Below are 15,915 nucleotides of genomic sequence, written 5' to 3'. Positions count from 1 at the left end.
TGGATTACAGTTGACATGTTAATCCTAAAAATGTAATAAGGGGGAGTACTTGTGGATGCACCTATGAGAATCGTTTTGCTTCGTGATGCGGATAAATGCAGCCTTAATAAGCAACTCAAAGATGCGAGAAATGAGTATACGCTTGGCCAATTAGAGAACGAATATTTTCAGTGGCTAGATCAGTTGGTTTAAAATTCCTTGATATCTTCCTTTGAATGAACTAATGAAAAGGGATATCAGGAACATTGTTTTATGAAGACTGAAAAAGCAGGGATCATCAAAAACTTCTTTAGAGTTTTTGATGATCCCTTTTGCCGTTGCTTATTTTAGGATCTTTGTTCTTTTTTAAACTTGAGATATCCGCTTAAACCAATTAACTCAAAGTATTTGGCAAAATTCATGACAATAATATTTGTCCAAATATAGCCAAAGTTGTTGCCGGAACCAGCGGTAATAAACTGTACATTGAGGAAGAGTCCAAGAAGTGCAACCCATAAGAGTCTGAAGCCGATGATCATACCAATACCAACGGCCATTTCGCAGATAGGGACTAAGAAATCTGTTACACCAGGCATACCATTAAAGATGTGAACTGCAACCCATGCCCATAATTTATTGATATAAAGAGGATCAAAACCATGAGCTTTAGGTGGCAGCATGTTGGCAGCCATTCCTGCTATAAGCCCCTTTGCGTGCCCTCCGGCAAAGTTAAGCCAGCCTGAAGTCGCTTTTTCCAAACCTGCTTGAACCCAAGCAAAACCATAAATAAGCCGAGCAACTGTGAAGATAATAACAAAAATAGTCTTTTTCCAATCGCGCATTTCATTTTTAACAGCATCAACGTATGAGTTCATTTTATGAAGGCCTCCTTACCTAATAACTTAAAATTCAACTTGACCATACTATCATAAAATAAAAACCCAATCAATACATTAATTATTGCAAAAAAACAAAATCATAAATTAGATCTAAGCTTGATTTAACTATCAATATATTAATGGAGTGGTGTTTGAAAGTTTTTGATATTAATAAGAAAAAAGATTCACAAATAAGATGTTAATTGTTTTGCTATTAAATAATAAACCTATCAAATATTTAATAAATTTAAAACAAAATGTACAATTCTGCATCATAATTCAGCTTAAATCTGATACAAGTGAAAGAAACTTCTAAGAAATACAATTTCGTCCATATGTTTTTTGAGTAAATGAAAGAACAACTGCACATAATAATTTCAAATGATTAGGAGGGATTAATCTATGACTGTTCAAGCAGATTTAGAAAAGGCTGTAGCTGCGGCACAATCGGCACTAGGAACCTACGAAACCTTCTCTACCTCAACTTTGGATGAATCAGCTAAACAGATGTTTAAGGAGATGTCGAGTGACATGCAGCGTCATGTTACCCAACTTAGAGGGCGTTTAGCCTATGTAACTCAGAATAACAGCATGAACAAGCCCCTAAGTTAAAAATAGACTTGATCAAATCGTAAGACTCCTATAGGGTTCGCAGAGATATAAGCCGCATAATTTGAGCGGCTTATTTTTTTGAGCTTCAAACAAATAGATTAGGAGAATATACGGATATCCAGTTATCCGGATATTTAATTGATAAGATAGTGCCATTCTCTAGACAGTAAAAATTTTTGGGGCTAATATTTACTTAATAATAAAAATTTTGAGAAAAGTATAGAACCTTTTTTGTGAATGAAATCACTAGTATTTATTGCTAATCAAATTTTTGGAGATGAAACTAATGAATTGTCAATGCCGTGAGTGTCAAGGAAGAGAATGTCAGTGTAAATTTTGCTATGAAAGAAACACCTGTAGTTATGTTATGATCGATGAATGTCGATGGGAGAAGATCAAGGAAAATAGGAGTGAGAAAACGATAATGAAATTTGAAGTTATTTTAAGAAATAACCTTCAAATGAGTTTATCAGCTCGTCGCGCAAATAGGACCTATTGAAAGCTCTCCTATTATTAGCAGGAATATAAAGTGCCAGAGTTAAAAGCTCTGGCTTTTTATAACGATTATTCAGACCTTATAGAGGAAATATAGTAAATATGTGGAATACTTATTGAAAAGGGTCTCGAGAGGCGACTATTAAAAAAGGTGGCGATTGAATATTAGTCAATTTCAGAGGAAACTTTTTCCAGGACTCCGAGTTGATCTTGTCGTCCCTGAAGGTGAGTATACCGGAAAATATCGGACTCGCATTGAAGAAGTGGGAGAAACATTCATAGCAGTGGGTACACCTTTTGAAAAGAGTAATCTTGTTCCCTTACGTATAGGGACGAACTTAAAACTAATATTTTGGGATGAAGTATCTGCCTATTCCTTTTCAACTAAGATCAAACAAAAAATAGCGGTTCCAATTCATATGCTTCTTTTAGAGTTGCCGGAAACTATTGTAAAGATTCAGAGGCGTAATTATGCCCGAGTTACAGCTATTTACCCTTTCATCTTTCAAAGAGTAACTCTTGAAGGGCTTAGTGATCACTTAAAAGGAACTATGCTGGATTTTAGCGGCGGCGGGCTACGCTTTTTAACGGAGAATCCGGTGGAGGATCAATCTATTCTCGATGTTTCTTTAGAATTAACCGATGGACGTATGCAAACTAAGGTTCGTGTTCTTCGAATTGAAGAGATTGAGGATAGAAATCCACAACGATATTGTGTCTCGGCAGAATTTATAGAAATATCGGAGCGAAGTCGAGATCGGATCATCCGCTGTGTTTTTGAAAAACAAAGAACGATGCGTAAGAAAGGATTAGAATAATCAAAATCACTCATTGTTTTTTCAATGGGTGGTTTTGATTTTTGGGGGGATTATCATTATAAGGTTTGTCACCTTTTGGGACAAGATTCATACTATATACTAAAAAGAAAGGAATGCAATAGTCATTGTCGGTACTGATTCGAGCGAATGGGTTGGAAATCCAATCGATGGAGTTCAATCTGTAGTCAGAATTCCAGTAATCAATCTTCAGTATATTAGTTATTAAAAAGTTAGAGACCGTGTAAAACAGTAAAAGAAACCGCCAGAAACCGTTTGAGATTTCTGGCGGTTTTTAACGTTTGCGGGAAATGGAATAATTAGGGGAGAAGAGAATTTTAGACCATTTATCTTCAAGGAATTAGAAACGGTAAAACTTGAATGGGGATTGATATGCGGTAATAGGAATAAATTCAAATGTCTTTAGAATTGGAATTTCTTAATTTCTTCTTTTAATTTGTTTGTGCTTTCTTTAGTCCTAAATACTTGTTGTTTGACTTCATCAGACTTGCTTTTTACTTCAGCGGCTCGATTTGCGATATTGGTGATTCCGATAGCCCCTTCATTGGCAGCATTAGCAATTCCATCTATTGCAGCTAAGATATTTTGTATCGAATTCATAAGCTCCTTAGATGTTGCGCTGAATTCAGTAACGAGTTCGTCTACAAAGTTGGCATCTTCTTTATATTTTCCAGCTACATTGAGCATAACCTTATAATCGTTAGCTACGTCGTCAGAAACGTAGGCAAGTAAATTATCAGAATTACTCGAGAGATTGTTAACAGAGTTTGTGACTTTCGTAGTCACCTCCTGTATTTCCATGACGGCGCCTTTTGATTGCTCGGCAAGTTTTCTTATCTCGTCAGATACCACCGAGAAACCTCTGCCCGCTTCACCGGCCCTGGCAGCTTCAATCGCAGCATTTAAGGCAAGCAAGTTGGTTTGTTCGGTTATTTGCATAATGGATTGGGTTAACAGGTTAATTTGATCAACAACCTTCGATTCGATGATTGCCTGTTCCAATGTTTCCTTGGTTTCTGAAAATACATTGTAGGCTTTTTGTTGGGCGGTATCAACATTTTGTTTTGTATCTTCCGCTCTTTCGGCAATTTTTCCTGCAGAAAGAGCACCTTCTTGAGATTTTTGAGCAATTAACTGTACGGATTTTTGTATTTCTTGTGAAGTTGCCGCCATTTCTTCTGAAGATGCCGATGTTTCTTCCATACTTGCCGCTAATTCTTCAGTTGTAGACGATATTTCTTCAAAGTTTTCAGCTAAGTCAATCACGTTATTCATGACATCCTGGACTTCTTGTTCAATTACAGAAGATTCATCCCGAATACTATTGATCAAATGTTTGATGGAATTTTTCATATCGTTTATAGCATTAGTGATTGAGCCAATTTCATCGGATCGAGCCAGATATTTAGGATTAATATCCCGAGTAAAGTCTCCACCCGAAACAATTTCCAAATACTCCGCGGACTTTATGATAGGGGTAGTTATTCGTTTTGTAGTTATAGTGATTAACAATATTGTGATCAGGAGCATAATGACAGAAATACTTAAAACCATAAACGATATTTTTTTGGCGCCTTGATTTAATTCGCTGTCTGCCATAAATGACGCTAAAATCCAGTCGGTTCCACTAACTTTATAGGGATTAACTATGTAATTCATACCATTAATATTGACATCAAAGGGTTTTAAGTCTTTGGCGAGAAGATTTTGCAAGCCCGGTATTTTAACGTCAGCTAATGTTTTGAAATTATTTTTGGCATTATTTCCATCAGCTAAAATAACTCCTGTGTTGTGAACTATCATGTAATATCCTGTTTTGCCAGGTTTCATGGAACTTAACATGCTGCTGATAACGGATTGCTGAACGTCAATTCCTATTGTGCCAATGAGGTTTCCATTAGCATCAGTAAAGGACCTGACGTTGCTGGTAATCATTTGATGGGAAATGCCATCCACATAGGGTGCTGTTCTCACGATAGCCCCATTGCCGCTTAAACCGGTTTTATACCAGCCTTTTTCAGGAGGATTAAATTTAGCCGAAATGCTTGTTTCAGGCCATTGGAGGTAAGCACCATTTTTTGTGCCGAAATACACATACATTGTTCCAGGATGACTTTTGGCGTACTGATCAAAAACTTCATAAATTTGTTGCTCCAAACCTCCGTTTTTTGAAGGTGTCATGTTAACCTGTTGATTGTTGTTGGCATATGAGGTGATAGTTCCGTCATTTGCTTGCATGACTAAGGGATTAGAGGCCATCATATTGATGTCTTTATCAATCCGGTCATAGAAGATTTGAATTGAATTTGCGGCGATCTTCATTTGTTCATTGGAATTGTTAAAATAATCACTTTTTGCCTGGGTTGTCACTTCATAACTGGCTATAGTGCCAACTGTTGCTAGTGCAACAATAATAATTGATAAAGAGATCACTAGAAACCTAGATTGGATACTTTTAAATTTCATCCATGAACCCTCTTTCTACATTATTTTGCAAAGATCTTATGCTTGTGTTATGAAACACAATACCCTAATCTTCAGCAAAATTCAATATAAATTTCCTAAATCTATGTTATTTCGAAATTAACGGCACCTCATACTTGATCACTGATATCATCGGAAAATCTTATTTAAAACTTTATATAAGCTTTAAATAAAACTTTATAAAACTTTAAATAAAGCTTTAAATAAAGCTTTATTTAAAGCTTATAAAACGTTAGTTCGCCGGTCATTAAGCTGCTGAATAAGCTTATTCCGGCAAAGACGAGCGTTTATATATTATGCAAGCTATTATACGGTAAATCTTTAAGTGAATTAGCATATTACGTCTTCTTTATATCCCCTATAGCTGTTTGGTATATTACAGTTTTATGAAGAGGTAATATAATTATCTGCAAAGAATGCTGTCGATTCAAAGTCATTGAAAATAAGAGTAATCGTCTTTTTTAAACTCGTGAAACGTGAAAACTCAGGAATTGAGACTTGATTTGTAATTTGAACAGTGCATTAGTAAGAGCGGATAAAACCTTTGGAAGGTTTCTGCATATTTGAATGAGGAGTAGTTCCATGGAATATTTCGGAGAAGAAGCCTTGGGTCTTGTCGAAACAAGAGGGATGGTCCCGGCCATTCAAGCTGTGGATGTCATGTGTAAAACTGCCAATGTTGTTCTTGTTTCTTACGAAAATATGGGTTCAGGTCTTGTTACCGTCATGGTGAAAGGTGATGTTGCCGCAGTAAGGTCTGCTGTGGAAAAAGGGGCAGCAGCGGCAGCTGCCATTGGCGAAATGGTTGCTGCACATGTTATCCCGCGCCCCGTAAGCCGAGTAGGGAAAATTGTTTCCCGGCATGATATTGATAACTGACATGAATTACTTTGAAAAAGGGGAATTGCATGGAGAGAAATGATGCCTTGGGATTTATAGAGACCTATGGACTTGTATCGATACTTGAGGCTGCAGATGCGATGTGCAAGGCAGCAGACGTAGAACTGGTTGGATATGAGAATGTAGCCTCCGGATTAATTTCTGTGGTAGTTCGTGGTGATGTTGGGGCTGTAAGAACTGCGGTTGAGGCCGGCGTTAAAGCAGCCGAAAGAGTAGGTAAGATTTATAGTACTAATGTTATTGCCAACCCTCATCCGGACGTTGAAAAGATTGTCGCTAAACACGTTATTGATTGGTGAACTGATGCTCGTTGATTTTAATTTGGATAGAGAAAGGAGGCGAGGATATGGATCGGATCGACCAGGATTTACTTTCCATCCAAGAAGCCCGGATACTGGTGGAAAATGCGCGGGAAGCACAAACGTCTTTGGCAGCATTCCCACAGGAAAAACTGGATAAGATTGTGGGAGCTATGGCTGCGGCAGTTTTAAACTGTGCCCGAGAACTTGCAGTGATGTCCTCCGAGGAAACGGGATTTGGGAAATGGCAGGATAAGTATCTTAAAAATGTCTTTGCCAGTGACTTTCTGTTCAAGAAAATCAGAGATATGAACGTTGTTGGTATCATTGCAGAAGACAAAGTCAACAAGACCATGGATATTGGCGTTCCCATGGGTGTTATTGTTGCCTTGCCTCCTTCGACAAATCCGGTATCAACAACTGTCTATAAAGCCTTGATCGCCGTTAAATCGGGTAATGCGATTGTTTTTTCACCTCATCCCAGGGCCAAAAAGACCATAAACAAAACTCTTGAAATACTGATACGGACGGCCGAAGCTAACGGTTTGCCCTCGGGAGCAATCGGATATTTAAGGACAGTTACTGTACCGGGTACAGTTGCTATGATGAATCATACAGATACGGCATTGATTCTGGTTACGGGTGTACCTAAAATGGTTGCTGCTGCCTATTCTTCGGGAAAACCCGTTATTTACGGAGGGCCGGGCAATGGACCGGCATTTATTGAGCGTACTGCTGATATTAAGCAAGCAGTGGCAGACATTATTGCCAGCAGAACCTTTGACAATGGCATCATCTCTGCTTCAGAGCAATCAATTGTGGTCGAGGAATGTATTGCAGGGGAAGTTAGACAAGAGCTGAGAAATAATGGGGCTTGTTTCCTGTCCGAAGGGGAGTCAGAAGAGCTCAGCAAGTTTTTCCTGTCCCCGGATGGCAATATTAATCCGGAAATTGTCGGCAAATCGGCTGTAGAGATAGCAGAAAAAATCGGGATGCGTGTTCCTGATGAAACAAAAGTTTTGATTTCCGAACAGAAATATGTGTCCGATACCAATCCCTACTCGAAAGAAAAACTCTGCCCTGTGCTGGCTTTTTACGTTGAAAAGGATTGGCTTAATGCCTGTGAAAAATGTATTGAATTGTTGCTTAATGAAGGAAGGGGGCATACCCTTGTTATCCATTCTCGCAATGAGACTGTGATTCGAGAGTTTGCTCTGAAAAAACCAGTTTCAAGACTCTTGGTCAATACGCCTGCCACATTGGGGGGTATTGGAGCGACAACCAATCTTTTTCCGGCTATGACATTGGGTTGCGGTACAGCCGGCGGCGGTTTCACTTCTGATAATGTTTCACCAATGAACTTGATTAATATACGCAAAGTTGGTTACGGCGTGCGGGTTTTAGAAGATATCACACAGGACGTAAGAGAAACTTCACCGGATTTGAAAGCTCTGCTGGAAAAATTGCTGGAGCAGCTCGCTGCTCGTTGAAGGTTTAAGTAAGTATAAGGGAGGACCATAGTTTGAATCCAAAAGACTTTTCGACCAAATTTGCCGATGCCACCAAAAACTTGTCTTCGGATGAAAAGGCGGCCATCATGAAACTGTTTGAGGGGATTTCCAAGGAATTAACTGTCAATAAATCTAATCCTTCATGGGCAAGTGAACCAAAATCACCTGTATTTGCAGGAGAAATTACCAGCTTGACGCCGCGTTTGAAACGGCTGCGCGATGCTTATCTAAAAGCAAAACCTAGTGTGAGCATTTATCGTGCCAGAGCGTTTACTCAAGTGGCAAAAGAAAATCCAGGCATGCCTAAAATTTTGCTGCGGGCTAAATGCTTTAGAAGAGCTTGTGAGACAGCGCCTTTATTAATTCAAAAGGATGAGCTGATTGTCGGTCATCCCTGTGGAAAACCGCGGACAGGTGCTGTTTCTCCGGATATTGCTTGGAGATGGGTTCGGGATGAACTGGATACAATGGCGACGAGACCGCAGGATCCCTTTCAAATCAGTGAAGAGGATAAGCGTATTTTACGGGAGGAGATTTTTCCTTTCTGGGAAGGTAAAAGTGTTGATGAAATTTGCCAGACGCAATATGAAGAAGCCGGTGTCTGGTCGTTTTCCGGCGAAGCCTTTGTTAGTGATCTATCCTATCATCAACTCAACGGCGGGGGAGACACATGCCCAGGCTACGATATTATTCTTGCCAAAAAGGGAATTAATGGTGTAAGGCAAGAGGCTGTTGATAAATTAAATAAATTGTCCATGGGAAACCCTGATGACATTGATAAAATCTACTTCTACAAAGCAGAAATTGAAACTTGTGACGGAATATTAGCCTACGCCAAACGTCTTTCAGACTATGCACGGGAACTGGCTGACAGGGAAGAAGATCTAGAACGTAAGAAGGAACTTTATAAGATCTCTGAGATTTTGACAAAGGTGCCTGCTAATCCGCCGCGAACATTCCATGAAGCGCTTCAGTCAGTCTGGACGCTGGAATCCCTCTTTATGGTGGAAGAAAACCAAACAGGGATTTCTCTCGGACGTTTGGATCAATATATTTACCCCATGTACAAGGCCGACATGGAAGAAGGCCGTCTGAACAAATTACAAGCTTTTGAATTAGTAAGCTGTTTCATTATTAAATGTGCTGAAGTTATGTGGCTGTCCAGTGAAATGGGGGCGAAATACTTCGCAGGCTATCAACCATTTATTAACTGTACCGTGGGCGGCCAGAAAAGAACCGGCGGTGATGCGACGAATGATTTGACCTATCTGATCATGGATGCTGTTCGTATTACCAGGATGTATCAACCGGCTCTCGCCTGTCGGATTCACAATAAATCACCCCATGAATATTTAAAGAAAATTGTCGACGTTGTTAAAGCAGGTCTAGGCTTTCCCGCCTGTCACTTTGATGATACCCATATCAAGATGATGCTGTCTAAGGGTTTCAATATTGAAGATGCTCGTGACTACTGTTTGATGGGGTGTGTCGAGCCGCAAAAGTCCGGGCGAATCTATCAATGGACGTCAACCGGGTATACTCAATGGCCGATCGCCATCGAATTTGTCTTGAACCGCGGCATGATGAAATGGCATGGAACAATGGAAGGGCTTGACACAGGAGACCTCGATAATTTTAGAACTTACGAAGACTTCGATGCTGCCTGTAAAAAGCAAATTGAACATATTATCCGTTTATCAGCTATCGGTACTGTGATCAGTCAACGGGTTCATAGAGAACTTGTTCCTAAACCGTTGATGTCCTTGTTAGTGGAAGGCTGCATGGAAAAAGGCATCGATGTGACCAATGGGGGAGCGTTGGTCAATTATGGCCCGGGTTTGATCTTCTCTGGGTTAGGAACCTACGCAGATTCGATGGCAGCCATTAAAAAACTTGTCTATGACGAGAAAAAATATACCCTAAAACAGATTCGTGATGCCTTAAATTCCAATTTTAATGGTTATGAAGCCTTGCGTACGGACTGCTTGAATGCGCCGAAATACGGGAATGACGACGACTACGCAGACAATATTGCCTCAGATATTATCTCTTGGACAGAACGGGTTCACAATTCCTTTAAAATGTTATATTCCTACTTAAGTCATGGTACTCTTTCAATTTCTAACAATACGCCCATCGGGGAAATTACAGGTGCAACTCCTAACGGCCGATTAGCTTGGACCCCATTGTCCGATGGAATCAGCCCGACCCAAGGGGCGGATAAATTAGGCCCCACAGCCATTATTAAATCCGTCAGTAAGCTGAATAATGATGCAATGAACATTGGAATGGTCCATAACTTTAAACTTTTACGAGGCATTCTGGAAACTCCGGAAGGAGAAAACGGACTGATTACGCTGCTCAGGACAGCATCGATTCTCGGCAACGGAGAGATGCAATTCAGTTATGTTGACAATGAAGTATTGAAGAAAGCCCAAGTGGAACCTGAGAAATACAGAGACTTAATTATTCGTGTTGCCGGGTACAGTGCCTACTTTGTCGAACTGTGCAAAGAAGTACAGGACGAGATTATTAGCCGGACCGTTTTGGATCATTTCTAAGAACAGTTTTAAAGGAAAAATACATTATGATTACAGAATCAAACAGCATCTTAGAGCGCAAAGCGAGGATCTTCAATGTTCAGAAGTATTCTATCTATGACGGGCCAGGTATACGAACCTTAGTCTTTTTCAAAGGCTGTCCCCTAAGATGCCAATGGTGTTCAAATCCTGAGGGACTCGAACGAAAATTTCAAGTCATGTACATGGAAGATTTGTGCGTGCATTGCGGAAGTTGTGTCTCGGTTTGCCCGGAGAATATCCATTATTTCATTAATGCAGAGGATGAGCCGCAGTCCCACGGTGAGACGCCGAGACATAACGTCAGGAGAGACCTTGCCTGCAGAGGTTGCCGCAAGTGTGAGACCATATGTCCCCAAAAAGCGTTGTCTATCGCTGGCGCAGATAAATCAATCTCCGAAGTTTTGGAAGTTATTCAGCAAGATACCCCCTTCTACTTGAGTTCCGGAGGAGGTGTCACTCTTGGGGGCGGCGAGGTTACAATGCAGCCTGAATTTGCCGCCAATCTCCTCATGGAATGTCAAAGCATGGGAATTCATACTGCGATTGAAACCTGCGGTTATGCCAAACTGGATTCGCTGCTTAAGGTGGCCCAGTTTACAGATTTGATTCTCTTTGACATTAAGCATGTAGTCTCTGAGAAACATTATGAGCTAACAGGAGTACGTAATGAACGCATTCTGGAAAACTTAGGTGAGCTCCTGCGCCGCGGCTTTAATGTAAAAATCAGAATGCCTCTGATTCGCGGAATGAATGATAGTTTAGATACTATTCATCGAACGATGAAATTCTTACAGCCCTTTAATAAACGTAAAAATTTCCGAGGTATTGATTTGCTTCCCTATCATAAATTGGGCATTAACAAATACAAGCAATTGGCGATGAATTACTCTATTACTGAAGATTTGAGTTTTAAAGAAGAAGAATTAGAGACTATAGCTGCTGCGATTAAAGATTATGACCTAGAGGCTAAAGTGGTGAAGCATTAATAGGGCTTAGAGTATATAGGCCAACAGGACAGAGGGATGTTATGAGTACAGATGAGTTTGATCGAAAACGTATTATTCAGGAGTATGTGCCTGGCAAGCAAGTTACGCTGGCCCATATTATAGCTTCGCCTGTTCAGGATTTATACGAACGCCTGGGAATCGAAGAGCGGGGAGCCATCGGAATTGCAACTCTCACTCCCAGTGAGACAGCAATTATTGCCGGAGATATTGCGACCAAGACATCTGACGTGGAGATCGGGTTTTTGGACCGTTTTACCGGCTCCTTGGTTATATCCGGCGATGTGGCCAGTGTTGAAGAAGCTATGACCGCCATTAATGAGACGCTGGATAAGTTGTTGGGCTTTACTCCTGCGAAGATTACACGCACATGAAGAAACGCATTATGGTCGTTGGACCGACTCGAGCCGGCAAATCTACTCTGGCTAACCTATTAAATGACACTGACAGACCTTTAAGAAAAACCCAAGATGTTATTTATGGGAAAAACACCATCGATACACCCGGTTCCTATATTGAAAACGCGTCGATGTATAAATACTTGATTGCCACTGCCCAAACTGCATCCCATGTGCTTCTTCTGCTCGATTCATCCAGACTTGTTGATGTTTATCCGCCTGGATTCGCTAAGACCTTTACTTGTCCTGTTATCGGCGTGATTACCAAGAACGATTTAGGCCAGGAAAATGTTAATTTCTGCACACAGAAGCTATTAAACATTGGAGTTTCTCAACCGTATTTCTTGGTCTCCCTTAAAGACAATCAAGGGGTAGCGGCCTTAAAAAGACACTTACATCTTTTGGAGCAGAAGGAATAAAATTTGGGTCATTAATGTTGCTAGGCTGCTCCTTTCGACGCATTGGGTGTTGAATTGAGATTTCAGAAAGTGGGGTGAGGCTATGAAGTTTATTACCGAGATGGAGTTACGCGATTTATATCAGAAAGAGCCTTTTACCACCTACGCTTTGGAATCGTCTGTAAAAATCACTCCAGGTGCTCGCCAATTTTTGGTGGACAGAGGTATCAAACTGGTACAGGCTCAAAGCAATGATGGGGTAAGTGCATGCCTAACTCGAGGGAAGGAAGATCATGCCCTGAAAAGCTGGTGTTTACAGAGGCTGAGACATAAGATGGAAAGCCTGGAATCTCTTTTTCTCCTGATGACGGCCGAGCTTGTAATGTCCGGCGACGCTATTTTGGCCGAGGAAGTCATAGAACTGGGAAAGTGTTTCCGCAATCTAAAAAATGCTGAACTTCAAGGCATTCCCTCAGATCCGATAAAATTCTGGGGATGGTCGGAAGAGGAAATTAAAAATTGCGCCGACAATTTAGTGAAATTATTGGAGATTAATGAATTTCACGCCCGGTTGGCCAATGGCAAAACGGTTACGTTGTTAAATTATTTACGCGCTTCACTCAGCGAGCTTGAACCAGCTATTTTAGAAGCATATTGGGTTGAAGAGCAAGAAGCTTGTTCACGTCAAGATCTGATTGAAAATGTCGGTGTGATTATTAACATACTCTGCATTATGATGTGGAAATGTCTGGGAGGACAGAAATGCAAACCGTAAATTCTGCGTTTCAAGAATGCGATCAACTTGTTCGTGACTTTGAGAAGGTCATTGCCAAGCCTTTAATTAAAAAAACTACCGTCTATTATACAGGGATTGATTTGGGAACCGCCTATATCGTCTTAGCAGTTTTAGATGAGAATTATCAGCCTGTTGCCGGGGCGTACCGCTTTGCCAATGTGGTTAAAGACGGGATGGTTGTCGATTATATTGGTGCGATTCGTATTGTTAAAGAATTAAAGCAAGAACTCGAAGAAAAACTGGGAACTGAACTGATTTTTGCTTCGGCGGCTCTTCCTCCGGGAACCTTTACTTTAGATTCAGGGGCCATTAAGCATGTTGTCCAAGGTGCTGGTTTTGAGATTACCAAATTATTAGATGAACCGACTGCGGCCAATGCAGTATTAAAGATAAAAAATGGAGCAATTGTTGATATTGGCGGCGGGACGACAGGGATTGCCATTTTAAAAGACGGTGAAGTGACCTATGTTGCCGATGAGCCTACGGGCGGAACCCATTTTTCCTTGGTTATTGCCGGGGCTTATAAACTAAGCTTTGACGATGCGGAACAGTATAAACGGAATCCGCAAAATCACCGGGAATTGATTCCTGTATTACGGCCAGTTATTGAGAAAGTCTCTTCCATTATTAATCGGCATGTCAAGGAACATTCGGTCAAAGAAATCTATCTGGTTGGCGGAACTTGCTGTTTAGCAGGAATCGAAACTATTATTGCCCAACAAACAAAGCTTCCAACCTACAAACCGCAAAACCCGATGTTTGTCACCCCCTTGGGAATTGCTCTGAATTGCACACAGGAAATTCAATAGACAGGAGCGGTTTCTCTATGGACTTTCGGATCATAAAATCTCCTTCTCAAGGAACTTTGGAGCTGCTTTTCCGACGCAAAGGCTCTGCTTCATCTGTCACGATTGAGAATTACGATGCTGTAGGGTTAGTTCAGGGACGACTCATTGATATGGTGTATGCCGCCGATATCGCAGAAAAAGCTGCCGGAGTTGTTGTGGAAGATATCAAGGGTCATTGTCCGCAGCATCTGATTATGATTGCCATCTTCGGGGATACGGCGGCAGTGGAAGCAGCCATTCAGGAAATACAAAACAAACTAAAATAAAACAGGTGAAATGCAGTGATAGCAGCAAAAGTAATTGATAACATTTGGGCGACTCGAAAAGCTGATTCGCTCCGTGGATTGAAATTTATGCTGGTTGAAGTTCTGGGAGGAATTGATGCCGGTCGGCTCCTGATCGCCGCCGATACCATCGGTGCCGGCATTGGTGAACGTGTACTGGTTTGTACCGGCAGTTCTGCGCGTAAAATGCTGGACCGCGACGATACACCTATTGATGCCGTTATTACTGGAATTATAGATGAAGATTGTACATTTTAAGAGAAAATTCGGAGGTGGAGAACGTTGGATCTTCTGGACATGATTAGGGATGCAGGAGTTATTGGGGCAGGAGGAGCTGGATTTCCAACTCATGCCAAACTAACTTCGAAAGCTGAGTATATCTTACTCAATGGTGCTGAATGTGAACCTCTTTTGCGAGTGGATCAACAATTGATGGTTCAGTCGGCCGATGAAATCATCATGGGATTAGCAGCTGCAGGAAGATATATTGAGGCCAGAAAGGCCATTATCGGGATTAAAGGCAAACATAAAGAAGTTATTGCCCACATGCGTAAAAGAATCGCTGCTCAAGGTCTTGAAAGTTACCTGGGAGTTATGGAACTTCGGGATATTTATCCCGCCGGAGATGAACAAGTTTTGGTTCATGAGTTAACTCAGCGAATTGTTCCGGAAACGTCTATCCCTTTGAAAGTAGGGTGTGTTGTAATCAATGCTGAAACCGCACTCAACGTATTTAATGCCATGTCCGGAAAACCTGTGACGGAAACCTATATCACAGTTGCAGGTGATATACCTCAGCGTTTAACTGTCAAAGTACCTGTCGGTTTGCCGATCCGTGAGCTATTCAGCCAATGCGGTATAGACAATTTAGAAGACTATGCTGTTATTGATGGCGGTCCAATGATGGGTTCTCTTCTTAAGACCTTGGATGGTCATGTCACCAAAAAAAGTAAAGGTTATGTTTTGCTGAAAAAAGACCATTTTCTTATGCGCAAGAAGTCAGTCAATCTCGATCAAGCACGGGTCATCAGCAAAACGGCTTGTGAACAATGTAGAATGTGTACCGACTTGTGTCCGCGTTATCTCTTAGGTCATAACCTTCAGCCTCATAAAGTTATGCGGGCTTTGAACTACAATCTCGAAGATGTTAAAGAACAACAAATCGCTTTATTGTGTTGTGAATGCAATGCCTGCGAATTATTCTCCTGTCCGGCAAATCTCCATCCCAGGTCTATTAATCGTTATTTCAAAGGTAAGCTGGCAGAACAGGGGATTAAATATCAACCGACAACCATGGAATTTCAGCCGAGAGAGGCTCGAGAGTATCGCCTGATTCCAAGCAAACGACTCATTGCCAGAATTGGCTTAACAGAGTTTGACAAACCGGCTCCGATGACTAACGTCAACTTTCAGCCTCAGTATCTGACGATTGCTTTGCGTCAGCACATTGGAGCCCCGGCAATCCCAGTAGTTGCTGTAGGTGAGCAAGTTCAAGCCGGTCAGATGATCGGGAAAATTCCCGACAACAGCCTTGGGGCTTCAGTTCATGCCAGTCTGGCAGGTACTGTTATGAAAATTACAGACAACTCTATTGTAATAAAGGTGGGTTAG

The 15,915-nt window shown here is 41.1% G+C and carries 17 protein-coding genes; 15 read left to right on the top strand and 2 right to left on the bottom strand.

Annotation, left to right across the window (positions count from 1 at the left end; genetic code table 11):
• The first annotated feature begins 51 nt into the window (after positions 1–51).
• Positions 52–192: a hypothetical protein gene (locus B5Y67_RS25290; protein ID WP_170932638.1), complete on the top strand. Its 141-nt coding sequence runs from the start codon at positions 52–54 to the stop codon at positions 190–192.
• A gap of 134 nt (positions 193–326) precedes the next feature.
• Here the strand turns inward: B5Y67_RS25290 and B5Y67_RS08860 are convergent, their stop codons facing one another.
• Positions 327–854: a DoxX family protein gene (locus B5Y67_RS08860; RefSeq protein WP_088226090.1), complete on the bottom strand. Its 528-nt coding sequence runs from the start codon at positions 852–854 to the stop codon at positions 327–329.
• Between the two features lie 405 nt (positions 855–1,259).
• On the opposite strand from B5Y67_RS08860, the gene B5Y67_RS08855 reads away from it, so the two are divergent.
• Both B5Y67_RS08855 and B5Y67_RS08850 read left to right on the top strand, forming a co-directional pair.
• Positions 1,260–1,469, top strand: coding sequence for a DUF1657 domain-containing protein (locus tag B5Y67_RS08855; RefSeq protein ID WP_047809112.1), 210 nt, complete (start codon positions 1,260–1,262; stop codon positions 1,467–1,469).
• A gap of 653 nt (positions 1,470–2,122) precedes the next feature.
• Positions 2,123–2,782 (top strand): flagellar brake domain-containing protein, encoded by a 660-nt coding sequence (locus tag B5Y67_RS08850; protein WP_088226089.1) that lies wholly within the window; start codon positions 2,123–2,125, stop codon positions 2,780–2,782.
• A 420-nt stretch (positions 2,783–3,202) separates the two neighbouring features.
• On the opposite strand, the gene B5Y67_RS08845 is transcribed toward B5Y67_RS08850, so the two are convergent.
• The gene (locus B5Y67_RS08845) at positions 3,203–5,266 is read right to left on the bottom strand and encodes a methyl-accepting chemotaxis protein (protein ID WP_088226088.1); all 2,064 of its coding nucleotides are present in this window, start codon (positions 5,264–5,266) and stop codon (positions 3,203–3,205) included.
• A gap of 600 nt (positions 5,267–5,866) precedes the next feature.
• On the opposite strand from B5Y67_RS08845, the gene B5Y67_RS08840 reads away from it, so the two are divergent.
• From B5Y67_RS08840 to B5Y67_RS08785, 12 genes are all read left to right on the top strand, one after another.
• Positions 5,867–6,163: a BMC domain-containing protein gene (locus B5Y67_RS08840; protein WP_088226087.1), complete on the top strand. Its 297-nt coding sequence runs from the start codon at positions 5,867–5,869 to the stop codon at positions 6,161–6,163.
• Positions 6,164–6,192: 29 nt separating this feature from the next.
• Positions 6,193–6,483, top strand: a complete 291-nt coding sequence (locus B5Y67_RS08835; RefSeq protein WP_088226086.1) for a BMC domain-containing protein — start codon at positions 6,193–6,195, stop codon at positions 6,481–6,483.
• A gap of 47 nt (positions 6,484–6,530) precedes the next feature.
• Positions 6,531–7,973 carry an acetaldehyde dehydrogenase (acetylating) gene (locus B5Y67_RS08830; protein ID WP_088226085.1) on the top strand — a complete coding sequence of 481 codons (1,443 nt, stop codon included), beginning with the start codon at positions 6,531–6,533 and terminating at the stop codon, positions 7,971–7,973.
• A gap of 32 nt (positions 7,974–8,005) precedes the next feature.
• Positions 8,006–10,555: a choline trimethylamine-lyase gene (cutC, locus tag B5Y67_RS08825; RefSeq protein WP_088226084.1), complete on the top strand. Its 2,550-nt coding sequence runs from the start codon at positions 8,006–8,008 to the stop codon at positions 10,553–10,555.
• Positions 10,556–10,581: 26 nt separating this feature from the next.
• On the top strand, positions 10,582–11,562 hold the full coding sequence (gene cutD, locus B5Y67_RS08820; RefSeq protein ID WP_088226083.1) for a choline TMA-lyase-activating enzyme: 981 nt from the start codon (positions 10,582–10,584) through the stop codon (positions 11,560–11,562).
• Positions 11,563–11,603: 41 nt separating this feature from the next.
• Positions 11,604–11,954 carry a BMC domain-containing protein gene (locus B5Y67_RS08815; RefSeq protein ID WP_088226082.1) on the top strand — a complete coding sequence of 117 codons (351 nt, stop codon included), beginning with the start codon at positions 11,604–11,606 and terminating at the stop codon, positions 11,952–11,954.
• Positions 11,951–12,397 (top strand): EutP/PduV family microcompartment system protein, encoded by a 447-nt coding sequence (locus B5Y67_RS08810; RefSeq protein WP_088226081.1) that lies wholly within the window; start codon positions 11,951–11,953, stop codon positions 12,395–12,397. Before B5Y67_RS08815 ends, B5Y67_RS08810 begins: the two co-directional genes overlap by 4 nt.
• An 82-nt stretch (positions 12,398–12,479) precedes the next feature.
• A complete protein-coding gene (locus tag B5Y67_RS08805; protein ID WP_088226080.1) occupies positions 12,480–13,151 on the top strand; it encodes a cobalamin adenosyltransferase in 672 nt (223 codons plus the stop codon).
• Positions 13,139–13,981: an ethanolamine utilization protein EutJ gene (eutJ, locus tag B5Y67_RS08800; RefSeq protein WP_088226079.1), complete on the top strand. Its 843-nt coding sequence runs from the start codon at positions 13,139–13,141 to the stop codon at positions 13,979–13,981. Before B5Y67_RS08805 ends, eutJ begins: the two co-directional genes overlap by 13 nt.
• A gap of 17 nt (positions 13,982–13,998) precedes the next feature.
• The gene (locus B5Y67_RS08795) at positions 13,999–14,286 is read left to right on the top strand and encodes a BMC domain-containing protein (protein WP_088226078.1); all 288 of its coding nucleotides are present in this window, start codon (positions 13,999–14,001) and stop codon (positions 14,284–14,286) included.
• A 15-nt stretch (positions 14,287–14,301) separates the two neighbouring features.
• Complete coding sequence (locus B5Y67_RS08790; protein WP_047809123.1) at positions 14,302–14,562, top strand: EutN/CcmL family microcompartment protein; 261 nt, start codon at positions 14,302–14,304, stop codon at positions 14,560–14,562.
• A 24-nt stretch (positions 14,563–14,586) separates the two neighbouring features.
• Positions 14,587–15,915: a 4Fe-4S dicluster domain-containing protein gene (locus tag B5Y67_RS08785; protein ID WP_088226077.1), complete on the top strand. Its 1,329-nt coding sequence runs from the start codon at positions 14,587–14,589 to the stop codon at positions 15,913–15,915.

Origin of the sequence: Desulfosporosinus sp. FKB (genome assembly GCF_002196705.1) — a bacterium.
Lineage (GTDB): Bacteria > Bacillota > Desulfitobacteriia > Desulfitobacteriales > Desulfitobacteriaceae > Desulfosporosinus.
This window is presented reverse-complemented; position numbering and strand designations above follow the sequence as displayed.